We start from the raw sequence: 23,857 nt of genomic DNA, 5'->3' as shown, positions 1-23,857 counted from the left end.
AATGGCCAGCGTTGATGCTGGCGCCGAATTGACCCACGAGCTGAAGCAAGACTGACCCCCCTCTAAACCGGCACAAATTCCGCATAGGCAATGGTTCGAGAGAGCACATGCGCCTGGCAATCGAATTCTTCGAACGTACCTGTGGCAAACGTCCCGTGGGCTGGTATTGCCGATATGGCGCTAGCGACCCCGCATGATGTCGATCGGGCTGCATCCACGCATGGTGGGCCGTCCCGGGAAAGTAAGGGCGATCAAGCAATTCATCGAGTATGCCAGGCAGTACAGCGATGCCTGGTTTGCTACGCGCGAAGAAATCGCCCGTGCCTGGCTTGAACGAACTTGATTGCGTGGTGATCACGCCGGATCAAAAAAATGATGCGCTGCTCGACAGAAGTCGCAATTCAATCCCGAGCAATCTTGTCATTTGCCAAGGCTTAGGGCAGGGTCGATACCACTGAGATCTCTGCCAAAGGAGTCACCCTATGTCAAAGCTATATCCCAGTATCGATCCCGAGGGGCTGGTCGAGTACTCAGTGGTCTACACCGACCGCTCGCTCAACCACATGTCGCAGTCATTTCAAGGCGTGATGAAGAACATTTCCAGGACCCTGAAACAGGTCTACAACGCCCAGGCTGTTGCGGTGGTCCCGGGCAGCGGCACATTCGGCATGGAAGCGGTGGCGCGACAGTTTGCCACCGACCAGCAGTGTCTGGTGATACGCAACGGCTGGTTCAGTTATCGCTGGAGCCAGATCCTTGAGATGGGCAACATCCCGGCGGCCACCACGGTGCTGAAAGCCCGACCGGTCGACACCGGTCGCCAGGCTGCCTACGCCCCACCCCCTCTGGACGAAGTGCTGGCAGCCATTGCGGCTTCGAGGCCGCAGATTGTCTTCGCCCCCCACGTTGAAACCTCATCAGGGATTATCCTGCCCGACGACTACCTGCGGGCCGTCGGCGACGCCGTGCATGCGGTGGGTGGCCTGTTCGTGCTGGACTGCATCGCCTCAGGCACGCTTTGGGTTGATATGCGCAAATGCGCAGTCGACCTGCTGATCAGCGCGCCGCAGAAAGGCTGGAGCGCCTCCCCTTGCTGCGCCCTGGTGATGCTCGGTTCTTTGGCCCTTGAGCGCATCGAGCAGACGCAAAGCAGCAGCTTCGCCTGCGACCTGAAAAAGTGGCTTCAGATCATGCAGGCCTACGAACAGGGCGGGCATGCCTACCATGCGACCATGCCCAGCGATTCCCTCGCGCGGTTTAACGAGGTGATGAAAGAGACGCAAGCCTACGGTTTCGAAAAGGTCCGCGGCGAACAACAGGTCCTGGGTGATCGGGTGCGCGCAATGTTGAGCGGCAGAGGCATCAAAAGCGTGGCCGCAGCCGGCTTTCAGGCCCCTGGCGTAGTGGTGAGCTACACCGATGATGCCGACATCAAGAGCGGCAAGAAATTTGCCGAGCACGGCCTCCAGATCGCCGCCGGAGTGCCGTTGCAATGCGACGAGCCGGCCGACTTCCAGACCTTCCGCATCGGTCTGTTCGGACTCGAAAAGCTGCACAATATCGAGCGCACGGTCAGCACCCTCGCGCAGGCACTGGACGAGGTGATGATTAACTGAACCGGTATTCGACACCGTTACCACAGTGGTCTGGGACATGTTGAAAACCACGGGCGCCAACAACGATCTGGCCATGGCCTGTGCGGCAGTCGATGTGTGGATGCCGGGCATCGAACTGTACAGGTGGCGCCTCTTACACACCGTCGTACTGATACACGGTCGCACTCCAATACTGTCTGTCGTTACGTTTTTGCCGAGCCCAACCGTCAGCGACCAGTTGATTGGCGATCATTCGGTTCATAAAACCATGACCGAGCAGCAGAACCGGTCCATCACTGGCAAGGGACTGTAATCGTTTGGCTGCCGTGCTGGCGCGGATCCTCGCAGTGCTGGCGGATTCGACGTTGCGTGAGTAGCCGCACAGCCATAAGACTCGAAGGATAAATGCCCAGGTAAACGGCGATAACCGTGGCAGCTTCCAATGACCACAAGGTAGTTGTGCTTCGCAGAAAAGTGCGTCGACCAGTGCAGGCTTCAGGCCGAGCGCCTGGAGGGAGGTCAGCGCACGAGGCGCGCTGCTTGAAACAATCACCGTGGCGGTTGCGGCGAGTTGCATACTGGCAGGCGGGATCGGGTGGTGGGTAATTTCGGATCGGTTGTATTGCTCGATCCATTCTTTCATCTCGATCGCTGAGATTTTGTCGGTAGCGGCCAGTTTTGGCTGGCCGTGACGCATCAGGATTATTTCCCTGTTCACAAATTTACGTCCTTGTTCTGGTGCGTGGTAAATGACCAGTAAGTGCGGTCTCGGGAACTCAAGGTACGCCTCGTGTGCCAGCACCGTGGTTTTCAAACCAGTCGTGATCACGGTACCACGCCACGGTGTCAGTGATTGTCAGCTCTAGCGCCCGGAAACTCAGGCCAAGCTCCTGTTCACTCTTGCGATGGTTGAAGCAGGTGCGGTCCTTCTCTCGTACCAACAGGCGCAACGTGGCCATGCTCAGCAGAATGGGCTTGCCGGTAAGGCGTGCATAGATCTCCTGCACAGCCGCCAGGGTGTATAGAAACGGCAGCGGTAGTTGTCGAACGGGCGTCTTGACGCCCGCTATACGTCCTAGAACCGGGATCAGCTGACCCATCGTCATATGCCGGCCCGCCGCGAGATAGCGCTCACCTCGTCGGCCATGTTCGGCTGCGGCAATCAGCGCCGATGCCACATCACGGGCATCGACAACGGAGAAGCTGCCAGGGATCAGCCCGGGCAACTTGCCGTTCACGACATCGTTGACCAACTGTCCCGAAGAGGTCGGGCCAATGTCGGCAGGGCCCCACATCCAACCGGGCAGGACCATGCAGGCATGCATCTCGGGATGTGCTTCCAGGAATGACAAGACGACACGGTCGGCGAGGATCTTGCTGCGGTAGTAGTCATCCGCGTCGGCGTCGGCCCGCAGACATGTCTCATCGATGGACGCGCCAGGTGCGCCGTCGAGCACGGCAATGGAAGACGTATGGACGAACCGTCGTATACCGGCGCGGTAGGCCTGGTGAATCAGGTCCCGCGTACCGGCGACATTGATTTTTTCGAGTTCCTGCCAGTGCCTGCCACCCTTGTAGTTATCGCGAAAGAACGCCGCGGTGTGAAACACCGTATCGCAGCCTTGCAGCGATGCGGCGAATGCGTCGACATCGGCCATGTCACCCACGACCAGCTCCACACCCGGCAGATTGTTGAACTGCTGTTCACCTTTGGCTCTTGAGCGGACCAGGCCTTTGACCCTGTAGCCACGAGCGACCAATTCACGCACCAGGTTGTTGCCCAGCAAGCCGGTTGCTCCAGTAACAAATGCGCTGCGCATGGCTCAACCCTCACCCTGTCCGGCTAACGGCATCAACACCGCACTGTCGAAGAAGACCTCTTCACGGATGGCCAGTCCGTCTTTGAAGGTGAAGTGTGCGGCGTAGTGCACGGTAATATGGCGTCCATGGGGTGCAATCACCCGGCCTGGCAGCACCAGGGGGGCGGCGAAGGTGCCGGTCAGCAGGGCAGTCAGCGCCAAACGATCGTCAGCGACCATGAATGGGGTGAAGGTCACTTGGGCATCGGGGAATGCGTAGAACAGCGCAGTCTCTCTTTTGCGCATGGATTCACGACCGGCTTGAACCCCCATGCCATCGACGTAGATGAAGTCTTCGCAAACCAACGCAAGCATCGCCTCCACATCACGGCAATTGAAGGCTCTTGCGGCGCGTTCCGCATAGTCGTTGGGGCCAGTAGTCATACAATCCATTCCATTCGTTTCGAGGGCCTGTAGATATACCTTTGAGGCCTCCCTCGAAAAACAGCGACTACTGCATAATGGATTTGCACATATGCAGACCAGGGAGGACAGGACGCATGGCGTTGCAAGCAAATTGGGACGATCTTCGTCTGCTGTTGGCAGTTTCGCGGCGTGGCAGCTTTCTTCAAGCTGGCCAGTTGCTGGGTATCGCGGCGTCTACCGTGTCCCGCCGCCTGACCCAACTTGAGGTCGCACTGGGCGAGCCACTCGTCGAACGGGGCGTTGAAGGATGCTGGTTGACCTCACGGGGCCAATCCCTCGTGGAAGTTGCCCTGGCCGCGGAAACTGGCTTGAGGCGTCAAACCGCTGCTGGCCTATCCGGGGTACACACAGAGTTATCTGGCAGTGTCCTGGTCAGCGCAGGAGAGGGGTTCTCGTCTTGTGTGCTGGAGGCCGCGAGTCGCTTCACTTCTCTGCACCCGCGTTGCTCGGTGGAGCTGATGGTAACAGCCGACTTTCACAAGATCGTCCGCGGCGTGGCAGACATTGCTGTACGTACAACTCATCTGGGTGAGCCGTCGCTGATTTATCGACCGATAGGCCGGCTCGCCTACGGTGTTTTCGCTGATGCAGGTTATCTGAAGCGGTTTCCAGGGGTGACCCCGGCCACTGCGGTCAATATTGCCTTGCTTCCCCCGCTGGACATGTTGCCGCAAATGCGTGCGGCAAAGGCCGGTGGTCTGGACCGCGCGCAGATCAGTGTGAACGCGTTCGCGGTTCAGCTCGAATCGGTGAGACGAGGAATGGGTGTGGCCGTACTGCCCCGTATTCTGGCAAAGGACTTGATCGAGTTGTTCCCGGATCTCCAACTTCCAGATATGGAAGTCTATCTGGTGACCCGGCCTCAGGCATTGAAACAGGCTCACATCAAATGTTTTTTTGCCATCCTGGAGCAGGTGCTGCTCGAAGCCCTCTCCATGGAAAATGTCGAAGGTTGCCTCTCTGGGGGGGACCATGAGTATCGGAAGAATAACGATGCTATGAGGACGCAGGACTAAAGATGCCGACTGATGACGGAGGGTATGGCGGCGGAAAAATTACGCTTTTTTTACGATGGCTTTTGTTACTCGCAACGATACTGGCCGGGAAAATTGACATTGCCTTTATGCCTCGCAACTCTCGGCTTCTTCGTCTTTACCCTCAAGATTTCCTTAGGCTGTTCAATGTTGCTTGCGGGGGAGTAGAAGGTGGTGCGGGTCTGTCGCAGGCCCTTCAGAACGAGTGATCACTTGGCTGTGCAAGGACGACGGTCTTTACGACTCATCTGAATTTGATGGCAGTTTCACTGAAGTCCACCGGCCTTGAATTCTCACGGAATGCGTTTTCGGCCCTCAATACTCGAGACGTAGAAAGTGAGCGAAACATCGCCCCATGCCATTGAAAAACCTCATCGCAAATCTTCAGCGGCGGGACTGCTTATCGCTGCTGTCGGAGTGGTGTATGGAGATATCGGCACCAGCCCCCTGTACACGCTAAAGGAAGTGTTTGCCGGTCACTACGGTGTCCAGGCCAACCACGATGGCGTGCTGGGCATTCTATCGTTGATCTTCTGGTCGTTGATCTGGGTGGTCTCGATCAAATACGTGTTGTTTATCCTGCGGGCCAACAATCAGGGCGAAGGCGGCATCATGGCGTTGACGGCGTTAGCCCGCCGCGCGGCCTTACCTTATCCGCGCATGAGCAAGGCACTGGTGCTGCTCGGTCTGTTTGGTGCGGCACTTTTTTACGGGGACAGCATGATTACCCCGGCTATTTCGGTGCTCTCTGCGGTTGAAGGACTACAGCTGGCGTTTGATGGAATAGAGCACTGGGTGGTGCCTTTGTCATTGATCGTGCTGGTGGCGCTGTTCTTGATACAAAAACACGGCACGGCTCGCATCGGTATCCTGTTCGGCCCGGTGATGGTGCTGTGGTTTGTGGTGTTGGGTGCACTGGGGATCTATGGCATTTTCCAGCGACCGGAAGTACTGCAAGCGCTCAATCCGTACTGGGGAGCGCATTTTTTTATCGCTCATCCGGGAATCGGTGTGGCCATCCTTGGGGCAGTGGTACTCGCGCTCACGGGCGCCGAAGCACTGTATGCCGACATGGGGCACTTCGGTCGCAAGCCCATTGCCCGTGCTTGGTTCATTTTGGTACTGCCAGGACTTCTACTCAATTATTTTGGTCAAGGTGCCTTGATCCTGGAAAACCCTGAGGCGGTGCGCAATCCATTTTATTTGCTTGCGCCGGGCTGGGCATTGCTGCCAATGGTCGCACTCTCCACACTGGCGACCATCATCGCTTCTCAAGCCGTGATCTCAGGCGCATTTTCCCTGACCCACCAGGCCATCCAGCTTGGGTATGTCCCTCGCATGTTTATCCAGCACACCTCCAGCCAGGAGCAGGGGCAAATCTACATCGGCACGGTCAACTGGGCGTTGATGGTCGGTGTTGTGCTGCTGGTGCTTGGTTTCGAGTCTTCCAGTGCTTTGGCCGCCGCTTATGGGGTCGCTGTGACGGGCACCATGCTGATCACCACCATCCTGTCCTCGGCCGTCGTCCTGCTGCTATGGAAAACCCCGCGCTGGTTGGCCATTCCGATGCTGCTCGGTTTTCTGCTGGTAGACAGTCTGTACTTCGCGGCCAATGCACCGAAGATCTTCCAGGGCGGTGCGTTCCCGGTGATTGCCGGCATTGGCCTGTTCATTTTGATGACGACCTGGAAACGGGGCCGCAAGATCATTGTTGAACGGCTGGACGAAACCGCGCTGCCTCTACCACTGTTCATCGGTAGCATCCGCACGCAGCCTCCTCATCGGGTACAAGGTACGGCGGTATTTCTGACGGCCAGGTCCGATGCCGTTCCGCATGCGCTGCTGCACAACCTGCTGCATAACCAGGTTTTGCATGAGCAAGTGGTGTTGCTCACCGTGGTGTCTGAAGACAGCCCTCGTGTGAGTGCTGATCGACGGTTTGAGGTTGAAGCCTATGGCGAAGGATTCTTCCGGGTCAGCCTGCACTTCGGCTTTATCGAGGAGCCCGATGTCCCCTTGGCGTTGAGTCTCTGTCACTTGGCCGAGCTGGACTTCAGCCCGATGCGCACCACCTATTTCCTGAGCCGTGAAACGGTGATCCCGACCAAGCGCATCGGCATGGCCCGTTGGCGAGAAAGTCTGTTCGCGTTTTTGCTGAAGAATGCCAACAGCAATCTGAAGTACTTCAAGTTGCCGTTGAATCGGGTGATCGAGTTGGGCACGCAGGTTGAGATGTAAAGAGTCATTGAGGACCATCAGCCCTCCGTGTTGAGGGTTGAACCAGCGCCTTCGAGCGACCCTGCGGTTGCTCGAAGGCGCTCTGGTCACTTCAGGTTGCCGCTGAGGAACTGCCGCAGACGCTCACTCTTGGGGTTACCCAATACGTCCTCGGGCGCACCCTGTTCTTCGACCTGCCCCTGATGCAGGAACAGCACCTGGTTCGACACTTTGCGCGCAAAGCTCATTTCGTGAGTCACCATGATCATGGTGCGGCCTTCTTCGGCCAGCCCCTGGATCACCTTGAGCACTTCTCCCACCAGTTCAGGGTCCAGGGCCGAAGTCGGCTCGTCGAACAGCATGATCTCCGGTTCCATGCTCAGGGCACGGGCAATGGCGACCCGTTGCTGCTGACCACCCGAGAGAAACGCCGGGTATTGATCGGCCACCCGTGCCGGCAAACCGACCTTGTCCAGGTAGCGTCGGGCGCGATCCTCTGCGTCTTTCTTGCTGACGCCCAGCACCCGGCGTGGGGCCATGGTGATGTTCTCAAGCACGGTCATGTGGCTCCACAGGTTGAAGTGCTGGAACACCATCGCCAGGCGAGTGCGGATGCGTTGCAGTTCATTGGCGTCGGCCACGCGCATGCCGTGGCGGTCATGGACCATTTGAATCGGCTGGTTGTCCAGGCTCATGGCGCCGTCGTTGGGCGTTTCCAGGAAGTTGATGCAACGCAGAAAGGTGCTCTTGCCCGAACCACTGGCGCCAATCAGGCTGATCACATCGCCGGTCCTGGCGTTTAGCGAAACGCCCTTGAGGACTTCATGGTTGCCATAACTTTTGTGCAGGTTTTCAACGGTCAGTTTGTACATGAACAAGCATCCTGAATTAGTGAGCCGGGCCGAGGAAAGACAACCAACGGCGTTCAGCCAGGCGGAACAGGCCGACCAGCGCAAAAGTGACTGCCAGGTAGATCAACGCGGCGATGCCGAACGACTGGAAGGTCAGGAAGGTCGCCGAGTTGGCGTCCCGCGCGACTTTCAGGATGTCCGGAATGGTCGCGGTGAAGGCCACGGTGGTCGAGTGCAGCATCAGGATCACTTCGTTGCTGTAGTAAGGCAGCGAACGACGCAAGGCTGACGGCATGATCACGTAGGTGTACAGCTTCCAGCCGGTCAGGCCGTAGGCTTTGGCCGCTTCGACTTCGCCGTGGTTCATGCTGCGAATGGCCCCGGCGAAGATCTCCGTGGTGTAGGCGCAGGTGTTCAGGGCGAAGGCCAGGATCGTGCAGTTCATCGCATCGCGAAAGAACGCGTCCAGCACGGGCTGAGCACGCACCGCGGCCAGACTGTAAATGCCGGTGTAGCAAATCAGCAGCTGGATATACAGTGGCGTACCGCGGAACAGGTAGGTGTAGAACTGCACCGGCCAGCGCACCCAGACATTGTCTGAGACCCGGGCAATCGACAGAGGGATCGACATCACGAAGCCGAAGAAGATCGAGGCGCTGAGCAGCCAGAGGGTCATGGCTAGCCCGGTGATGTGATTGCCGTCCTGGAACAGGAAAGGTTTCCAGTACTCCTGTAGAAGTTCGATCATCGCACGGCCTCCCGGGTACCTGCGGCGTAGAAGATTTCCATCCGGCGCAAGACGTAGTTCGAAACGGTGGTTATCACCAGATAGATCAAGGCGGCCAGAATCAGGAAGAAGAACAGCTGATAGGAGCTCTTGCCCGCGTCCTGGGCCACCTTGACCAGGTCGGCCAGGCCAATGATCGACACCAGCGCCGTGGCCTTGAGGATCACCATCCAGTTGTTACTTATACCCGGCAGGGCAAAACGCATCATTTGCGGGAACACCACCAGGCGAAAGCGCTGAGCGCGGGTCAGGCCGTAGGCGGTAGCCGCTTCCATCTGCCCTCGCGGTACGGCAAGGATGGCGCCACGGAAGGTTTCGGTGAAATAAGCCCCGTAGATGAATCCCAGGGTAATGACCCCGGCGCTAAAGGGATTGATTTCGATGTATTCCCATTCCATGAAATCGGTAAACGAGGTCAGCCAGGTTTGCAGGCTATAGAAGATCAGCAGCATCAGCACCAGGTCCGGCACCCCGCGGATCAGCGTGGTGTAGGCCTGCGCAGGGACGCGCAGCAGCGCTGATTTCGAAAGCTTGGCGCTGGCGCCGATCAGGCCCAGGCCAACGCTTACCAACAAGCACAGAAAGGATAATTTGACAGTCATCCAGGAGCCTTGTAGCAACAGCGGGCCGAAGCCCTTGAGGCTGAAGCCTGACAGCCCAAGAATCTGCAATAGGTTTTCTAGCATTGAGCAGCCCTACGTCAATCAGAAAAGTGCCCATCCGAAAATGGGCGCAGGGTCATTATTTGCCGCTGTAGAGATTCAGATCGCCAAAGTGCTTCTGCTGGACGGCCGCATAGGTGCCATTGTCGTGCAGTGCCTGGATACCTTTGTTCAGCAATGCCTGGAGTTCGGCGTTGCCTTTGCTGAGACCCACGGCGGTTTTGGCTGGCAGCAGGGGGCTTTCGATCGGCGCGCTGACTTGGAAGTCGGCGCCTGGCGGCGACTTCAGGAAGCCCAGTTCGGCTTGCAGCATGTCCTGGATTGAGGCATCGAGGCGTCCGGAGACCAGGTCAGCGTACACCTGGTCCTGGTTGGCGTAGGCTTGGGTCTCTACCCCGGCCTTGTCCAGCACGGCCTTGGCGTAGGCTTCCTGGATGGTGCCTTGCTCGTAGCCGACTTTCTTGCCCTTGAGGGAGGCCTGATCGGTGCCGATGACCACGCCTTTCTTGAATACCAGCGCGGTCGGGCCAGAGAACAGCTCGTTTGAAAAATCGATAACTTTCTCGCGCGCTGGCGTGGCGGTCATGGAAGAGATCACGCCGTCGAACTTGTTGGCCTTGAGGCCGGGAATCATGCCGTCGAAGTCGCTTTCGACCCACTTGCACTTGACCTTCAGCTCTGCGCAGATCGCGTTACCCAGGTCGATATCGAAGCCCACCAGGCTGCCATCGGCGGCCTTGGATTCGAATGGCGCATAAGAGGGGTCGACGCCAAAGCGCAACTCTTTGTACTCCTTGGCCAGCGCAGAACCGGCAGCCACACACAAAGCTAATGCAGAAAGGGTGAGAAATGCTTTTTTCATTATTTTATTCCCAGGGACCATCGGAAGCGCTTGTGACGCAAAAGCATATTGACTGTTTGGCAAGATGTCTTATGCACACGCAGATACTTGTACAGACAAGCATATGCAATCACCCGGCCAATTCGCGCAGTGGGCGTTTGAGAAAGCGCGTACAGCGCTCTGGGCTGGGCTTTTCAGGCAAGTGAGTGCAGGGCGGGAGGCCGCCTGCGAGGCTGTTACCAAAGCAGTTTTTTACACCCGGCTGGGGTATGGGGTAACAAAGTGTGAGATCAAGGACGTTGATTTTCAGGCAGTGTGGATTTTTGAAGGTGTACATATCCGTTGCTGCGGTAACCGCCGCTCAGGGTTGCGCCCTTACGGCGGGTCACTTGTAAAAACGGAACGCCGCCCGGCCTCACGAGGGGCGTGTCCCGCAACAGCAACCGAGGCGGCCTACCGGCCGGCCTGGTTGCTGGGTGCGTTCGAATTTTCCTGGCTCAATCCTTGATGCTCCAGCAGCACCGACGGTCAGCACGACGAAGTTCAACGCGCAGCGCGCTGGAAATAACGCCAGAACAGTAATGCATAGACGATGTCACCCGATGCCGCTACTGGCAATGGCCAGGGGATGCTGCCCGCCAGCCAGTGACCATAGACCACCACAACAAACAGTACTTTCAGGATAATCCCGAGCAGGATATAGGGACGATACTGCAGCGGATCGCGAGCGATCATCCAATAGGCCCAGCCGAATATGATAACCAGGCACGTGGTGAGTTGAATGAAGAGGGTTGAGGTGGGGGTAATTTGCAGCCCCAACAGTGCAGCTACGGGTCGCAGGGCGACAAGTAATGGAAGACCCGCGAGTACGTTGAAACAAGCGGCAGAAATAAACAGCTTGCGGGTATAACTGTCGGTCATGGAATTGTTCCTGAGAGGTGGTGACGCTTCGCGTCGCGCTGAGACATCTTGTAACTTCCGGGCCTCAGCCAAGCAGCTTGAGTAATGCCGGATAGCTATTGGGGAACAGCCTGCTTATCCAGAACAAGGTGCTCGACTTGTTCCCTGTGATAATGCGCTTGGTTCCTTTGCGCAGCCCCTTGATGATGTCGCTGGCACAATCCGCCGCTGGCGTCAGCAGCATCTTGTCTGCCAGTGCCGTGAACCTTTCTTCTGTTTTGCCGGCGGCCTTACAACGTCGTCCGGACTTCTCGATATTGGTTCGAATTCCTCCGGGGTGCACACACACGGCGCGCACGCCGCTGTCCTCAAGTTCCGACCAAAGCGCTTCGGTGAGACCCCGTACGGCGAACTTCGACATGTTGTAAGCGCTTTGCATCGGGAAACCCACCAGGCCAAATACGCTGGAAATGTTGACGATGCAGCCTTCTCGCTGGGCCTGCATCATCGGCAGGAACGCTTTGGTACCGTACAGCACGCCCCACAGGTTGATACCGAGTTGCCACTCGTACTCATCGATGGAGGTGTTGGCAACTGTCCCGATGACTGCGGCACCTGCATTATTGATGACGAAGTGCGCCGTGCCAAAATCTCGCTTTACCTCGTCGGCATGGGCCTGGAAGGCGTCCCAGGACGATACGTCCAGGAGGTAACCTTTCGCTTTGCTGGCGTCAGGCAATAGCTTCATGGTTTTGTCGAGACCCACCTGGTTGATGTCCGACAGGGCGACATGCGCGCCAGCTTCCACCATCTGGATAGCCAACTCCCGACCAATGCCGGATCCTGCACCGGTGATGACGACTACTTTGTTTTGGAACATGTTTTTATCCTTCTTGTTTTGATTGGTTTGGCCACTACAAATTTTTCTGACAAGAACTATTTGCTGAGAATGTGGATCGCGACGGCTGCCTCCTCAATACCCTGCAAACCGCCGCCGTTCTCCTGGATTGCATGGCGTGCGCCATATACCTGGCGTGCGCCAGCCTCTCCGCGCAGTTGCGTCACAAGTTCGTAGAGTTGTCCGATCCCGGTAGCGCCGAGTGGATGGCCTTTCGATTCCAGGCCACCTGAGGTATTGACCGGGATGCGCCCGCCCAGCGTGAATTCGCCACGTTCAGCCGCAGGTCCGCCCTGACCGAACGGGACCAGGCCCAGGTTTTCGACCTGAATGATTTCGCCCATCGCCGAGGCGTCATGGACTTCGGCGACATGCATGTCTTGCGGCCCCAGGCCCGCCTGTTCATAGGCCTGGTTAGCTGCCAGGTGACCGACGTTCAGTTCCGGCTGATCGAGCCGGCGATGGCTGAAGCTACGGATGACGCTGGCCGCTATCTTGATGCAGCGGCTTCTGTCGGCACCGATGCGTGCGAGTCCTTCCTCGGTGCACAGGATGGCTGCTGCTGCACCGTCCGACAGCGGCGCGCACATTGGCAGGGTGAGCGGATAAGTGATCGGAGGGGCGGCAAGGATTTCGTCGATACCGAAGGCTTTGCGAAATTGCGAGTAGGGGTTATGGACCGAGTGAGTGTGGTTTTTTGCCGACACCGCTGCGATCTGCCGCTGCGTGGTGCCGTAGGTTTTCATATGCTGGCGGCACAATGCGGCATAGATGGCCATGAACTTACTGTAAGGCTTGTCCGATTCCGACCCGGCGGGCGGCACTACACCTTCGCCCATTTTTACCAGCGTCTGATAATTCTCTTCGGCGCGAGATACGTCCCAACCAGCCTCGAACAGCGAGAGGGCTTTCAGTTTATCCGGGATGTTCATCTTTTCCGCACCCAACGCCAGCGCGATACTGGCTGTACCGGCCTTGAGACTTTGCACGGCCAAATTGAAGGCTGAGCTACCCGAAGCGCAGGCATTCTCGATGTTATAGATAGGAATGCCTTCAATACCGATCTTGCTGAACACGACCTGACCCGGGATCGAGAGCTGGCCTTGCAATGGGCCATTGGTCATGCCGGCATAAAACGCGATATCGAGATCGGCGGCAGTGCAGTGGGCGTCCTTCAATGCGCCCTGGAAAGCCTCGCGTGCCAAGTCGTCGAGGCTGCGTTCGATGTGGCGACCGAAGACGGTCATGGCGATGCCGGCGATATAGATATTGCTCATTGAAAATTCCTTATATTCAGTGGGTCAGTGTCCAGTTCGCACCCCACGGCGTGGTTGACGTTGGGTGCGCCTGGGCAGCGGCTTACTGAAGTTGCTGGTCGTTACCAGGTTCAGGCAGGCGTATCTCGGCCACGTGCAGGCCGAGGTTGAAATCGACTCGATTTTTTCCCGATCGGGTCGTTCGACGGGCCTGAGATCCGCGGTTGTGTCAGATCTTGCGGGCCGAGTTTTTCCAATACGGCTGACGCAGTTCTTTTTTCAGCACCTTGCCCACCGGACTACGTGGCAGGCTGGTCGTGAAGTCGACCGACTTCGGTGCCATCACGCTGCCCAGCCTGGCTTTGCACAGCTCGATAAGCTCCTGCTCGGTGGTTTCCTGGCCTGGGTTGAGCTCGACCACGGCCTTGACGGCCTCGCCCCATTTTTCATCGGGCACGCCAATCACGGCACAGTCCTGAACCGCCGGATGTCCCCACAGCACTTGCTCGACCTGGCTGGGATAGACGTTGAAACCGCCGGAAATGATCATGTCCTTTTTGCGATCGGTGAGGTGCAGATAGCCTTCGGCATCGATATGGCCGATGTCGCCGGTATGCAGCCAACCGTCGACGATGGTCTCGGCGGTCTTCTCCGGCTGCTTGTAGTAACCCTTCATGATCAGGTCGCCGCGCACGCATATTTCACCGGTTTCACCGCGCGGCAGGATCTGGTGGGTATCGCTCATCACTTCGACGCGGACCAGCGGGTTAGGGCGGCCGACCGAGGACAGGCGTTCGTCGTCGGCGAATTGGCCGTCCACCAGATGCTCGTCAGGACGAAAGTTGGCGATGCTGGCCGGTGCTTCGGTCTGACCATAGCCGCCGGTCATGACCGGGCCGAAAATCTCGATAGCTTTCTTCAGCTTGTCTACCGACATGGGAGCCGCGCCGTACATCAGGTACTTCACCGAGGAGAAGTCCAGCTTCTCGATGCCGGGAATTTCCAACAGCCTGTAGATCACCGTTGGCGGCAGAAAGAGCTCGCTGACCCTGTGCTGCGCAATGGCGTTCAACATCAATGCCGGATCGGGTTTGGTAATGACCACTACAGTGCCACCTTGCGCCGTGCAGGGTACGGACAACAGGCCGGCAGTGTGGGTCATCGGTGCGGCGGCCATATTCACCGGCTTTTCACCATTGCGATAAGCACAGGTCAGCATGAAGTGGGCGATGAACGTCTGCACGCTGCGGTGGGTGTTCATCACGCCCTTTGGCGTGCCCGTAGTGCCACCAGTGGGTGAGACCGCCACCACGTCGTCCATGTCATAAGCGACTTCGGGACGGCTCGCCGGCTGGCCGGCACTCCATAGCTCCAATGAAGGTGCATCGACAGCGTCGGCATCGATACAGATCCAGTGTTTGATCTTAGGCAGCCTGGACCGTAGCTCGGCGATGATTTGCGCGAAATCGTTCTGGTAGAACATCACCTCGCAGTCGAATGCGTCGAGGAGGTAGTGATTCTCTTCGCTGGAATTGCGCGCATTGACTGGAATCCAGGTCATGTTGGCGCGCCATAGACCCAGTGTGCAGGCCCAGGCGGTGACGTCGTTACCTGACCAGACGGCACCCTTGGTTTCCTTCGGCAAGCCCAGTGCGAGCAACTTGTTGGCGATGCGACACGAGAGCTCGCCGATTTCGTTGAAGGTGTAAGAGCGCTCGCCCTGGATGTAGGCGACCCCGGCTGGGTTGATGCCCCAGCCGCGATCGTAAAAATCGATGATGGCCATAAATGGTTCCTGTGCCGGTAATCAGAGTTTGGTAACGGTGGCACGGGCCAGGCCGCGCTCCTCCAGGAAACCGAGCAGATAGCGGTGTCCAAAAGCCTTGGAACCGGAAGCGAAGCCGACCTTGTTGGTGTCGTCGTCGAGCAGCCTGATCGCCGCCGCGGCCTGTAGGGCACCGGTGGAAATATAGGGTGTGACGCCATGCACGGTAGCGCGCACGGCGGACAGGTGACCGCGGCCGATAGCGATGTCGACGCTGCGTTGCAAGGTGGTGCGTTCGCGGGGCGGCATGCTCGGCGTGGTGGCCTCTACCAGGCTCTTCACCACCGCGTCCTGCTGCTCCTTGGACAAGTGCTTGTATTCCGCTTCCCACTTCTGGCTCAGGCCATGCACCATTGGCATCACATTGTTGTCGTAGAAACCGACCGCGGAGGTGCAGGCGCGCACGCGCGGATCATGCTCGAAGTAAATTGGCAGCGAGGTTCCCCCCCAAGGCAGGCAGAAAACCGGCTGCATGAAGTTGGGGTCGACAATGTTGAACGAAGCGGTGGCGGGGTGCTGCACCAGCTTGTTTTCCCACAGGTAGAACTGCTCCCGGTGGAACAATTCGAAAATCGAGGCCGCCGAGCCCAGGCTGACCCCGGCGACATCACGCGGGCCGCGGCACAGGGCGGCGGTTTCCAGCACGTCGATGCCGGGGGTTTCCAGCGCCAGTTCGGCGGCGATCTCGGAGAAGCTGAACATGTAGGACAGCGATGGCGAAACCAGCAGGCCAGCCTGACGATAGAGCTCGCCAAATTGCTCGCGAACCTGACGGACGTAGCTTTGCTCGCCGGTGGTATCTATGTGGTGGCAGCCGGCCTTGAGCGCGGCCTCGACGGTGGTCAGACCGAAGTTGACGAAGGGGCCAACGGTGTTGCAGACCACTTTGGCTCCCTTGAAGGCGGCGCTCAGCGACTCGACGTTGTGCTCGGCCTCGATGATTTCATAGGTCGCGGACTCCAGGCGTACCACACGTTGCGCCATCATTTCCTGCGCGCGCTTGGCATCGCGCGCCACAGCGGTGAAGGGGATGTTCTGGTCGATCAGCCAGTCCATGGTCAGCATGCCGGTGTAGCCACTGGCGCCATAGACAACTACGGGGAATTTAGCCATTTCTATTATCTCCAAAGTTTATTGTCAGTCGGGTTTTGGATCAGTACTGGGGCCAGCCGTCTTCGTAGAGCTCCTGGACAAGGAACCCAAGGCGGGTGGTGAGCATCATGTTCTCGCCGTCCTCGATCAGCGCGGCGCGGGCATCGCGGAACAACTTCTCCATGGGGTACTCGCGGGTCAGGCCGTTGCCACCAAACAGCTGCAAGGCATCGCTGACTACGCGCATGGCCTCTTCGGTCACGGTGACCTTGCTGGAAGCCGTGGCACAGGGGTGCCCCTGCGGGGACAGGCGCGCATAGGCCAGGGAGCGGCGGGCGACAGCCCGGCAAAGCTCGACACGACGCATCATGTCGCCGATGCGGTAGCGGGTAAGTTGGTGGTTGATCAGCAGTTGGCCACCCTGCTTGCGCTCATGGCAGTAGGCGAGGGCCAGTTCGAAGGCGGAACGTGCCACGCCGGTGAACCATTGCGCCATGTGGGTGCCGGCGAACGACCAGGTCGAAGCGACGTTGCCGTAGTACTCGTCCTGCAAGGCCACGGCGAAGCGCTTGGGAATCCGCACGTTGTCGAAATACACCTCGCCCTGCGGCAGCGCGCGTTGGCCGATCTTCTCCAGCGGCTTGCCCTTGCTGACACCGGGCAAGTCCAGGGGCACGATGACGGAGATGCCATAGGGCAAGCCATTGGCATCGTAGAAGCCGTTGCCATAGTCGGCGGTCATGTAGGCCAGAGCCACCTGGGCCACCGCGCCGTTGGACACCCAGGCCGAGCACTGGCCGTTGATGACGATCTCGTGCTCGCCGACCTTGGCGAAGAGATTGCCCTTGTTACCCAACTGCCCCGGCACCCAGTCGCGCTGCATGTCGAAGGCGCCGGCGTCAGTGCCCTTGTCCGGATGGGTAATCATCCAGCAGCCGATTTTCCCGGCACTCAGATCGATCAGCTCTTGGTTCCCTAAGGCTTTGGCCATCTCGTTCGGGAAGGTGCTGACGCCCAGGGAAACCGCCAGGCCGGCATCGCCCCAGCCCATTTCCTCGCCGATCATAGACTCGACGCGTACAGCCGTTTCCGGCGGCAGTTCGGCCAGCAGATCGGAACTCAGGCCCAACTTGGCGGCTTCGCTGAACAGGCTGTAGTACGGCGAGCCGGGGGCGACCACCTGCTCTGCGGTCATCTTGTCGAGTTCCTGGCCGAGGGGACGCATGAAATCCCTGGCAAAGCGATGCACGCTGTCCTGGATGCCGCGCTCGACCTCGTTCAGGGGCGTTTCAAAGCCGGTTATTGAAATGTCAGGCAGGTTGATCCGGTTGCTTAGTTTCATGATGGGCCTCGTCATATCACTCGGTTTTTCTTATGGCCTGCACTCTGGTTTTCGAGACGCGTCAGGCGTCGGCCGGCAGTTCGCCGGCGGCGATCAGCGTGGCGCGCGTGGCCTCGACGAAAGGCTCTACGGTGTCGACGAACAGTTCTTGCAACGGCGTCCCCTTGAACTCGGGGAGGAAGGTCTTGTTCCAGTGGCCGCACAGCGACATGCCCGCTGGGGTATCGACCATGGCGACGCCGATCGCCAGCAGGGTCTGGATGGCACCGGGACGGGAAGCCGCGTAGGCTGCGCGCCACTGCTCGGGCGTCAACTCGTTACGCTCGATCGGGCGCCCCATGGCTTGTTCGCGCGCGGCCAGTAGCTCGTTCCACGAACACCAGGCCGTGGCCGCGACTGGACAGATCGCATTGCGCGAGGCCGGGTGGGCCAGCACATGCGGAATGATGCGACCGACATCCGCGCCGGTCGACCAGGACAGCCTGGCGTCGGGATCGCCCATCACCATCACCGGCTCGAGCATGTAGTACTCGATCCAGGCACCAGCCGGAATGATGGTGTAGTCCATGCCGGCCAATTCGATCATGCGCCGGATGAACGCCTTCTGCCGGGCCATCAAGCGGTGCGTGGTGTCGGTCTGCCAGAACTGCTCGAACTCGTAGATCGCGCCGTACTCGGATGGCACGAAGCGTTCGACCCCGGCTTCCTTGGCGGCAAAGATCAGCGGCATCTGCGATTCGGTGGCGTAGAGGGGGACGCAGGACACCAGGTAGTCGGTGCCGCGCAGCGCCGGGACCAGCGCTTCGGCAATGGTGACGTCGACCTCCTTGATGGTCACGCCCTGACGCGCCCATTCGGCGTACTGCAGCTGTTTTTGCGCCTCACTCTTGCTGATGCCCGACGATGAGCGTTCCATCTGGCCGGAGCGGCGCGCCAGTACATTGATATTGACCAGGCCCTGGCGAATGAACTCATTGACGCAGGCGATGCCCGCAGTCCCGGTGGCGCCGAATACAGTGACGGTCTTCTTGCTCACGCTGTTCTCCTGGCTGTGATCAGTTATGCGGGCGAGCGGTTGTGCCCGCCTCGCATTAAGGCGAGTGGCGGAATATTTGGCCGATTATTGTTCTTCCCGACATCGACAACTCACCTGAAAAGCGGTCATATTTGTCAAAATATGCTCATCCCGAGATGCCCATGAATCCGCAGCAACAGGTCCATGAAACACTGGGATTGCCCTTGCTGGGCGGCCTGGTGTGCAGTGAAATCCCCTTGTATGCGGAGCGCTATTTCTTGCATACGACTGATTTATCCGTCCCGCCCGTTGACTTCATGGCCCTGCTGACCCAGTTCGGTGGCTCGCGGGCGGATGAGGGGGCAGGGGGCGAGTTGCGCTCAACATCGATGCCCCGCTTGTCAATGCTGCTGCCTGCAGGTTGTGCCACTCAATGGCACTATTCCGGCAGCATTGATTTCGCGGTTTTTTATCTGCCCGAGCGCACTGATGGCGTGTTTCGACAATTGCGTGAGCTATGCGCTGGCGCGCAGGCGCCATTGCCCGTCAGTGATGGTTTGGTGAGCGCGGCGGCCCGGCAATTGATGGATGAGCTAAGTCTTGGGAAAGGGGCTGATCAGGGGTTCATGGCAAGATTGGCCATGGTCATGCTTGAGCAGGTGTATCGTGCGCTACGAGTTGACGCGAGCAGAGGTATTTATCCGCCGCATATTCATCTGGCGCGCCTGCATACGGTACTGGTCTTCATTCGCGAGCATCTGGGGCAGGAACTGTCGATCAGCACGCTGGCTGGCCAGGCGGGTGTCAGCCCGGCTCATTTCCGACGGCTGTTTCAGCGCGCCATGGGTATGCCGCCCCATCGCTATGTGATGAATGTACGACTGGAACATGCACGTGATTTGCTCATGCAGACCGATCTACCTATTTTGCATGTGGCACTGGAGTGTGGTTTCAGTTCTCAGAGCCACCTGACGGCAGCGTTCAAGGTTGCGCACGCCAGTACACCGGCCGAATACAGAGCCCTGGCTGGAAGGTAGCGGATTCTTTTGCGTGGCGAGCAGGTCACGGCACCGAAAGTACGCAAGCGGCTTGCGTTGGATTGCACCGGGGTTCAAACCCCCGGACCATTCCATGGTAGTGTTCGACCGTTTGGAACTGTATCCAGCGACCTTCAGACGCTCCTTGGGTAGGCGTCTATCAACCACCAGGGTCTGAAAGAAATGGATTGCATAGAACCCCAACTGATCCTCAAAACCACACCGCCGCGTAGTCAGAAATCAGCACGGATGCGAAACCGCCTGGGTATCCAGACCCAGGAACTGACAGACAAAGTGGTGATCGCCGTTCAAGCGCCGGCAGGCTTCGGCAAAACCTTTCTGCTGACCCAATGGCGTCGTGAATGTTTGTCTCACGGCGCCGTGGTGGCCTGGATGACGCTGGATGCACAGGATGATGGTGCGCGTTTTGTCCAGGGGCTGGGAGTTGCCATGGCAATTGGCAGCGGTCGGCCATCGTTTGCCCGCGCATTCGAACCTATTGCGGGACTGGGGCGTGACGAACAGGAAGGGCTGACGCAGTGGTTGGCGGAAGTGGCCGATCTGGGTAGCGAAACCGTATTGATTCTGGATGAAGTGGATACCCTGCCCGAGCTGACGATCCGTTACTCCCTGACGTACCTGCTGCACAACGCGCCGGCCAATTTGCGCATCATCATGGCCTCTCGCACACGGTTGAATCTGCAGGTGGCGGACCTCGCGGCAAGAGGGCTTTTCACGACGATCATGACTGCGGCTTTACGGCTGAATGTGGAAGAGGCGATCGCCATCCTCAATGACCGTTTCGGCACAAGGGTTGATGCCGACCTCTGCGTGCGACTGCACGAGATAACCGAAGGCTGGCCGCTTGGTCTGCAATTAGCGATTTCGGCGTTGGAGAAGAGCCCGAATCGGAGTGCGGCAGTCGAAGAGTTGTCGACTTGCCTGGGTGATATCCAGCGTTATTTCGTCGACAGTTTACTCGCACATCTTCGGGAGGAGCAGGTTCGCTTTCTGACCGGCATTGCAGTGTTGGAAATGGTCCAGCCCTTGTTATGCGAGGCGCTGACGGGCAACGCTTGCTCGGGTGAGTTGCTGAAGGAGTTATGTGCCTCGACACCGATTTTTGTTGAAAGCATCGACAGTGACTGGGTGCGCATCCATCCATTGGCGCGGGAATTTCTGCTCGGTCGTTTTGCCGACTTGCCGTTGGAGGAACGTCAGGGTTATCACCGGCGCGGTGCTGTGTGGCTGGAGCACCACGGTTTCCTGGAGCAGGCCGCCCGGCAATATCTGTTGGCCGGCATGCCCCAACCGGCCTATACGTTGATCGGCAATTGCCTGTACGAAGTCATGTTGCAAGGGCAGTTCAGTCGGGTGCTGGAGTGGGTCGAGGAGCTTGGTCCCGCTGACGTGTTGTCGCATCCGCGCATCTGCCTGGCGGCGGCCTGGACTTTAGCCATGGGAGAGCGTCAGGCAGAAGCCGCGCAATTGATTGCTGCCATTAAACAGCATCCGTCCGCCGACGAGGCGACACGTTGTGAAGCGGCCGCCATCGCCGCCGCCGCCGCCTACTTTGCGGACCATCCGGATCAATCGCATGAACTCATCATGCCTTGGGTCGATCGATTGCCTTCATTCTCGATCAAGGTGCAAGCGATTGTCGCGAGCCAGATCGCCCGGCTGACGCTGTTGCAGGGACAACCGGAGAAAGCCCGACGAATCCTTCAGCGAGCACCGCGTTACGCGGCTAGTACTGGCCTTGATGCCATACGCGGGTATGGCGAGTGGGTGGTCGGTCTTGCCTATTTATACGAGGGTCGAATGGTGTCGGCGCGTACTGCGTTGCACGACAGCCTGTTGCATGCCGAACGGGACATCGGTCGGCGCAGTCCGGTGGCGGTCATGTTAGCGAGCGCTCTGGCGACGGTGTTGCTGGAACAGGGGGAAGTCCAGGAGACCGCTACGGTGCTGGCGAACAGGCTGGATATCGTTGAGCGATTGGCCTCTCCCGATGCGATTGTGCAGGGTTTCCTCGCCGCCTCTCGACTGGCCTCACTTCAGGGGCAGGGGCATCGCGGGCAGGATCTGCTCGAGGCGTTATTCGCCCTTGGAGAAGAGCGAAATATTCCACGATTCTGCATTGCCTCCCTGGGAGAGCAAATACGCCTGCATGCCTTGCAGGGACGCAGCGATACCTGTCAGGCATTATGGCGCCGGCTGGACAGTTTCACGCCGGTTATTGCCCGTGAGCGAGCAGGGTTGCTGGGGCCGGAGCTGGACTTGCTGGCCGGGGTAGCCAACGCTTATGCCTTACTGGCCCAACGTGACTGGGAGGCGATGCTGGCGGTGCTGGACAGGGTTGGCGAAACAGCCGAATACCTGCGTCGTGGGCGAGACATCGTGCAGATCAAGCTGCTCAGGGCGCTGGCACTTCGGGCGACCGGACAGGGCGGCACCGACTATTTGCTGGAGGCTGTCAGCCTCGCGCAAGAAAACGGTATGTTACGCGTGGTGCAGGACACCCATCCGGACCTTATCAAATGGAAGCAGGCGCTCCAGCGTGATACCGTCAATTTGCTTGCGGCGACCTCTACGCCCGCACCTGTTCCGCGACCGGAATCCACCCCCTTGAGCGTGTCCCCGAGTCGTCTCTTGACGCCCAAGGAGCGCGAGGTGTTGCAGCTATTGGCTCGCAACCTGTCCAACAAGCAAATCGCCCTGGCGCTGAATGTCGGCGAGGAAACCGTGAAGTGGCACCTGAAAAACCTGTTTGGAAAATTCCAGGCCGGCACAAGACAGCATGTAGTCGCGCGCGCATACATGCTGGGAATTCTCGAGACAGCGAGCTGATGCGAACTCACCACCCGAGGTGATCCGTTCGGATCATCCTTTAACTCCCCCCCTAATCCGATTTCCAGCCACCCCCCCAGTCAATGGGGGGGTACGCTTTTCGACTTCGCAATAGTCTGAATCCACAAAAGCACCAACGTATCGGTGAGTGGGAGCAGGTTTATGTCTGTAAAAGTGCTGATCGCCGGTGCAGCAATGGTGCCGTTTCTACCGCTGGGTGGCTCTGACAGTCATGCGGCATTGGCGGGGCAAGCTATTCGTGCAGCGCTGGCCGATGCGCGGATCGACTATGACCTGGTCGACCAGGTGTTTACTTCCTGCGTACACGCAGAAGCCGGTATCGCCGAGCAAATGTTGTCGCAGATTGGCTACTCGGGGGTGCCGACTTTCAGCCTCGGCGATGGCTGTGCGTCGGCCAGTAGTGCTTTCCATCTGGCCCGCAATAGCCTGCTGTGCGGCCAGGCTGAATGTGTCCTGTTGGTGGGTGTCGAGTGCATGCCGGCACACATCTCCAATCGTGAGTTTTTCGGTTTGAAAGATCTCGCTCGCGATGAGTCGGCAACGCTCAGGCAGGATGAGAACCCCATCGGCTTTATCGAGCGTCGACAACAACCGGCGCTGCTGTTCGCGGCCCAAACCAGTTGGTTATTGACACGCATGGGCATTGCTCAAAGCAGCTTCGATCAAGTGCTTGAGCGGGCACGGGCCCAGGCCGGGCGCAATCCCTACGCCGTGTTGAACCGAGTGCCGGATCGCGACGGCTGGCTCCCGCCTTATCTGTGCCCGCCCGCCTGCGGTGCGGCGGCCATCCTGCTCTGTACCCCGGCCTTCGCCCTGCGTTTCGGCGCTCGGGCGGACGTCACCGTGTTGGCCAGTGTCAGGGGCAGTGACAGCGCTTCAGAGCAGGAAACGGGTTGCGTGCTGGATGTGCTCGGACAGGCGACCACCCGGCGAGTCGCGCAGTTGGCCTATCAGCAGGCGGGCCTCGGTGCGGAAGACATCGACGTGGTTGAACTGCACGACCAAAGCGTCGGCGACTTCATGGTCAATAGCGCCGCGCTGGGCTTTTGCCGGGAGGACGAGATCGATCGATTCGTGCAGCAAGGACACCGCCTGAAAGGACAGATGAATGCGGTGTGCCCATCGGGTGGCTTGCTGGGACGTGGTCACGCCCCGGGTGCCACCGGGTTGGCGCAACTGGTCGAGTTGGTCTGGCAACTGCGCGGCGTGGCCGACGGCAGGCAAATTGCTGGTGCCCGCACGGCTTTACAACATAGCACCGCCCTGGGCCGGGCGGTGTCGGTCACCCTTTTGCAGCGCACCTGAGAGGAGGCTCACTACGCCGTGATTCAACCCATGACTTTTCGTAA

21 protein-coding genes are annotated in these 23,857 nt (G+C 58.8%); 7 read left to right on the top strand and 14 right to left on the bottom strand.

From position 1 onward, the window contains the following. The first annotated feature begins 482 nt into the window (after positions 1–482). Positions 483–1,616 (top strand): aminotransferase class V-fold PLP-dependent enzyme, encoded by a 1,134-nt coding sequence (locus ASD95_RS05735; RefSeq protein ID WP_056723211.1) that lies wholly within the window; start codon positions 483–485, stop codon positions 1,614–1,616. Positions 1,617–1,749: 133 nt separating this feature from the next. On the opposite strand, the gene ASD95_RS05730 is transcribed toward ASD95_RS05735, so the two are convergent. From ASD95_RS05730 to ASD95_RS05720, 3 genes are all read right to left on the bottom strand, one after another. Next, positions 1,750–2,292 carry a hypothetical protein gene (locus tag ASD95_RS05730; protein ID WP_056723415.1) on the bottom strand — a complete coding sequence of 181 codons (543 nt, stop codon included), beginning with the start codon at positions 2,290–2,292 and terminating at the stop codon, positions 1,750–1,752. Positions 2,293–2,371: 79 nt separating this feature from the next. Then, on the bottom strand, positions 2,372–3,415 hold the full coding sequence (locus ASD95_RS05725) for an SDR family oxidoreductase (RefSeq protein WP_056723210.1): 1,044 nt from the start codon (positions 3,413–3,415) through the stop codon (positions 2,372–2,374). Between the two features lie 3 nt (positions 3,416–3,418). Continuing rightward, a complete protein-coding gene (locus ASD95_RS05720) occupies positions 3,419–3,838 on the bottom strand; it encodes an ester cyclase (RefSeq protein WP_056723208.1) in 420 nt (139 codons plus the stop codon). Positions 3,839–3,954: 116 nt separating this feature from the next. Between ASD95_RS05720 and ASD95_RS05715 the strand changes: the two genes are divergently transcribed. From ASD95_RS05715 to ASD95_RS05705, 3 genes are all read left to right on the top strand, one after another. Next, entirely contained in the window at positions 3,955–4,896 is a 942-nt protein-coding gene (locus ASD95_RS05715) for a LysR family transcriptional regulator (protein WP_056723206.1), read from the top strand. Positions 4,897–4,898: 2 nt separating this feature from the next. After that, complete coding sequence (locus ASD95_RS05710) at positions 4,899–5,123, top strand: hypothetical protein (protein ID WP_056723204.1); 225 nt, start codon at positions 4,899–4,901, stop codon at positions 5,121–5,123. Between the two features lie 127 nt (positions 5,124–5,250). Next, complete coding sequence (locus tag ASD95_RS05705) at positions 5,251–7,152, top strand: potassium transporter Kup (protein WP_056723202.1); 1,902 nt, start codon at positions 5,251–5,253, stop codon at positions 7,150–7,152. An 86-nt stretch (positions 7,153–7,238) separates the two neighbouring features. Here ASD95_RS05705 and ASD95_RS05700 read toward each other — a convergent pair whose 3' ends face one another. The 11 genes from ASD95_RS05700 to ASD95_RS05650 form a co-directional block, all read right to left on the bottom strand. Beyond that, positions 7,239–8,003 (bottom strand): ABC transporter ATP-binding protein, encoded by a 765-nt coding sequence (locus ASD95_RS05700; protein ID WP_056723200.1) that lies wholly within the window; start codon positions 8,001–8,003, stop codon positions 7,239–7,241. 16 nt (positions 8,004–8,019) lie between these two features. Then, entirely contained in the window at positions 8,020–8,730 is a 711-nt protein-coding gene (locus tag ASD95_RS05695; RefSeq protein WP_056723198.1) for an ABC transporter permease, read from the bottom strand. Then, complete coding sequence (locus ASD95_RS05690; RefSeq protein WP_056723196.1) at positions 8,727–9,455, bottom strand: ABC transporter permease; 729 nt, start codon at positions 9,453–9,455, stop codon at positions 8,727–8,729. The genes ASD95_RS05695 and ASD95_RS05690 overlap by 4 nt, the downstream gene beginning before the upstream one ends. A 55-nt stretch (positions 9,456–9,510) precedes the next feature. Continuing rightward, positions 9,511–10,293 (bottom strand): transporter substrate-binding domain-containing protein, encoded by a 783-nt coding sequence (locus tag ASD95_RS05685; protein WP_056723194.1) that lies wholly within the window; start codon positions 10,291–10,293, stop codon positions 9,511–9,513. Between the two features lie 522 nt (positions 10,294–10,815). Then, on the bottom strand, positions 10,816–11,193 hold the full coding sequence (locus tag ASD95_RS05680) for a hypothetical protein (protein ID WP_056723191.1): 378 nt from the start codon (positions 11,191–11,193) through the stop codon (positions 10,816–10,818). 64 nt (positions 11,194–11,257) lie between these two features. Beyond that, complete coding sequence (locus tag ASD95_RS05675) at positions 11,258–12,052, bottom strand: SDR family NAD(P)-dependent oxidoreductase (protein ID WP_056723190.1); 795 nt, start codon at positions 12,050–12,052, stop codon at positions 11,258–11,260. A gap of 56 nt (positions 12,053–12,108) precedes the next feature. After that, on the bottom strand, positions 12,109–13,347 hold the full coding sequence (locus ASD95_RS05670; protein WP_056723188.1) for a thiolase family protein: 1,239 nt from the start codon (positions 13,345–13,347) through the stop codon (positions 12,109–12,111). A gap of 208 nt (positions 13,348–13,555) precedes the next feature. Further along, a complete protein-coding gene (locus ASD95_RS05665; protein WP_056723186.1) occupies positions 13,556–15,112 on the bottom strand; it encodes an AMP-binding protein in 1,557 nt (518 codons plus the stop codon). Positions 15,113–15,133: 21 nt separating this feature from the next. Next, positions 15,134–16,264: a saccharopine dehydrogenase family protein gene (locus ASD95_RS05660; protein ID WP_056723185.1), complete on the bottom strand. Its 1,131-nt coding sequence runs from the start codon at positions 16,262–16,264 to the stop codon at positions 15,134–15,136. 40 nt (positions 16,265–16,304) lie between these two features. Beyond that, the gene (locus ASD95_RS05655) at positions 16,305–17,585 is read right to left on the bottom strand and encodes an acyl-CoA dehydrogenase family protein (protein WP_156385736.1); all 1,281 of its coding nucleotides are present in this window, start codon (positions 17,583–17,585) and stop codon (positions 16,305–16,307) included. A gap of 61 nt (positions 17,586–17,646) precedes the next feature. Further along, on the bottom strand, positions 17,647–18,621 hold the full coding sequence (locus ASD95_RS05650; protein WP_056723183.1) for an NmrA family NAD(P)-binding protein: 975 nt from the start codon (positions 18,619–18,621) through the stop codon (positions 17,647–17,649). A 161-nt stretch (positions 18,622–18,782) separates the two neighbouring features. Here ASD95_RS05650 and ASD95_RS05645 point away from each other — a divergent pair, with 161 nt between their 5' ends. The 3 genes from ASD95_RS05645 to ASD95_RS05635 all read left to right on the top strand — a co-directional run bounded on the left by ASD95_RS05645 (position 18,783) and on the right by ASD95_RS05635 (position 23,813). After that, a complete protein-coding gene (locus tag ASD95_RS05645) occupies positions 18,783–19,637 on the top strand; it encodes a helix-turn-helix domain-containing protein (protein ID WP_056723182.1) in 855 nt (284 codons plus the stop codon). A 183-nt stretch (positions 19,638–19,820) separates the two neighbouring features. Then, complete coding sequence (locus tag ASD95_RS05640) at positions 19,821–22,487, top strand: LuxR C-terminal-related transcriptional regulator (RefSeq protein WP_056723179.1); 2,667 nt, start codon at positions 19,821–19,823, stop codon at positions 22,485–22,487. A gap of 162 nt (positions 22,488–22,649) precedes the next feature. Next, positions 22,650–23,813 (top strand): thiolase C-terminal domain-containing protein, encoded by a 1,164-nt coding sequence (locus ASD95_RS05635; protein ID WP_056723178.1) that lies wholly within the window; start codon positions 22,650–22,652, stop codon positions 23,811–23,813. Positions 23,814–23,857 lie beyond the last annotated feature (44 nt).

This window comes from Pseudomonas sp. Root71 (genome assembly GCF_001429045.1).
GTDB lineage: Bacteria > Pseudomonadota > Gammaproteobacteria > Pseudomonadales > Pseudomonadaceae > Aquipseudomonas > Aquipseudomonas monachiensis.
The sequence above is the reverse complement of the archived record's forward strand: the minus strand, read 5'-3'. Positions and strand labels throughout refer to the sequence as shown.

Bases quoted from the DNA above. Each gene is read 5' to 3' on its own strand.
- ASD95_RS05735 (WP_056723211.1), top strand. From the start codon at position 483: ATGTCAAAGCTATATCCCAGTATCGATCCCGAGGGGCTGGTCGAGTAC.
- ASD95_RS05730 (WP_056723415.1), bottom strand. From the start codon at position 2,292: ATGCGTCACGGCCAGCCAAAACTGGCCGCTACCGACAAAATCTCAGCG.
- ASD95_RS05725 (WP_056723210.1), bottom strand. From the start codon at position 3,415: ATGCGCAGCGCATTTGTTACTGGAGCAACCGGCTTGCTGGGCAACAAC.
- ASD95_RS05720 (WP_056723208.1), bottom strand. From the start codon at position 3,838: ATGACTACTGGCCCCAACGACTATGCGGAACGCGCCGCAAGAGCCTTC.
- ASD95_RS05715 (WP_056723206.1), top strand. From the start codon at position 3,955: ATGGCGTTGCAAGCAAATTGGGACGATCTTCGTCTGCTGTTGGCAGTT.
- ASD95_RS05710 (WP_056723204.1), top strand. From the start codon at position 4,899: ATGCCGACTGATGACGGAGGGTATGGCGGCGGAAAAATTACGCTTTTT.
- ASD95_RS05700 (WP_056723200.1), bottom strand. From the start codon at position 8,003: ATGTACAAACTGACCGTTGAAAACCTGCACAAAAGTTATGGCAACCAT.
- ASD95_RS05695 (WP_056723198.1), bottom strand. From the start codon at position 8,730: ATGATCGAACTTCTACAGGAGTACTGGAAACCTTTCCTGTTCCAGGAC.
- ASD95_RS05690 (WP_056723196.1), bottom strand. From the start codon at position 9,455: ATGCTAGAAAACCTATTGCAGATTCTTGGGCTGTCAGGCTTCAGCCTC.
- ASD95_RS05685 (WP_056723194.1), bottom strand. From the start codon at position 10,293: ATGAAAAAAGCATTTCTCACCCTTTCTGCATTAGCTTTGTGTGTGGCT.
- ASD95_RS05680 (WP_056723191.1), bottom strand. From the start codon at position 11,193: ATGACCGACAGTTATACCCGCAAGCTGTTTATTTCTGCCGCTTGTTTC.
- ASD95_RS05675 (WP_056723190.1), bottom strand. From the start codon at position 12,052: ATGTTCCAAAACAAAGTAGTCGTCATCACCGGTGCAGGATCCGGCATT.
- ASD95_RS05670 (WP_056723188.1), bottom strand. From the start codon at position 13,347: ATGAGCAATATCTATATCGCCGGCATCGCCATGACCGTCTTCGGTCGC.
- ASD95_RS05665 (WP_056723186.1), bottom strand. From the start codon at position 15,112: ATGGCCATCATCGATTTTTACGATCGCGGCTGGGGCATCAACCCAGCC.
- ASD95_RS05660 (WP_056723185.1), bottom strand. From the start codon at position 16,264: ATGGCTAAATTCCCCGTAGTTGTCTATGGCGCCAGTGGCTACACCGGC.
- ASD95_RS05655 (WP_156385736.1), bottom strand. From the start codon at position 17,585: ATGAAACTAAGCAACCGGATCAACCTGCCTGACATTTCAATAACCGGC.
- ASD95_RS05645 (WP_056723182.1), top strand. From the start codon at position 18,783: ATGAATCCGCAGCAACAGGTCCATGAAACACTGGGATTGCCCTTGCTG.
- ASD95_RS05640 (WP_056723179.1), top strand. From the start codon at position 19,821: ATGGATTGCATAGAACCCCAACTGATCCTCAAAACCACACCGCCGCGT.
- ASD95_RS05635 (WP_056723178.1), top strand. From the start codon at position 22,650: ATGTCTGTAAAAGTGCTGATCGCCGGTGCAGCAATGGTGCCGTTTCTA.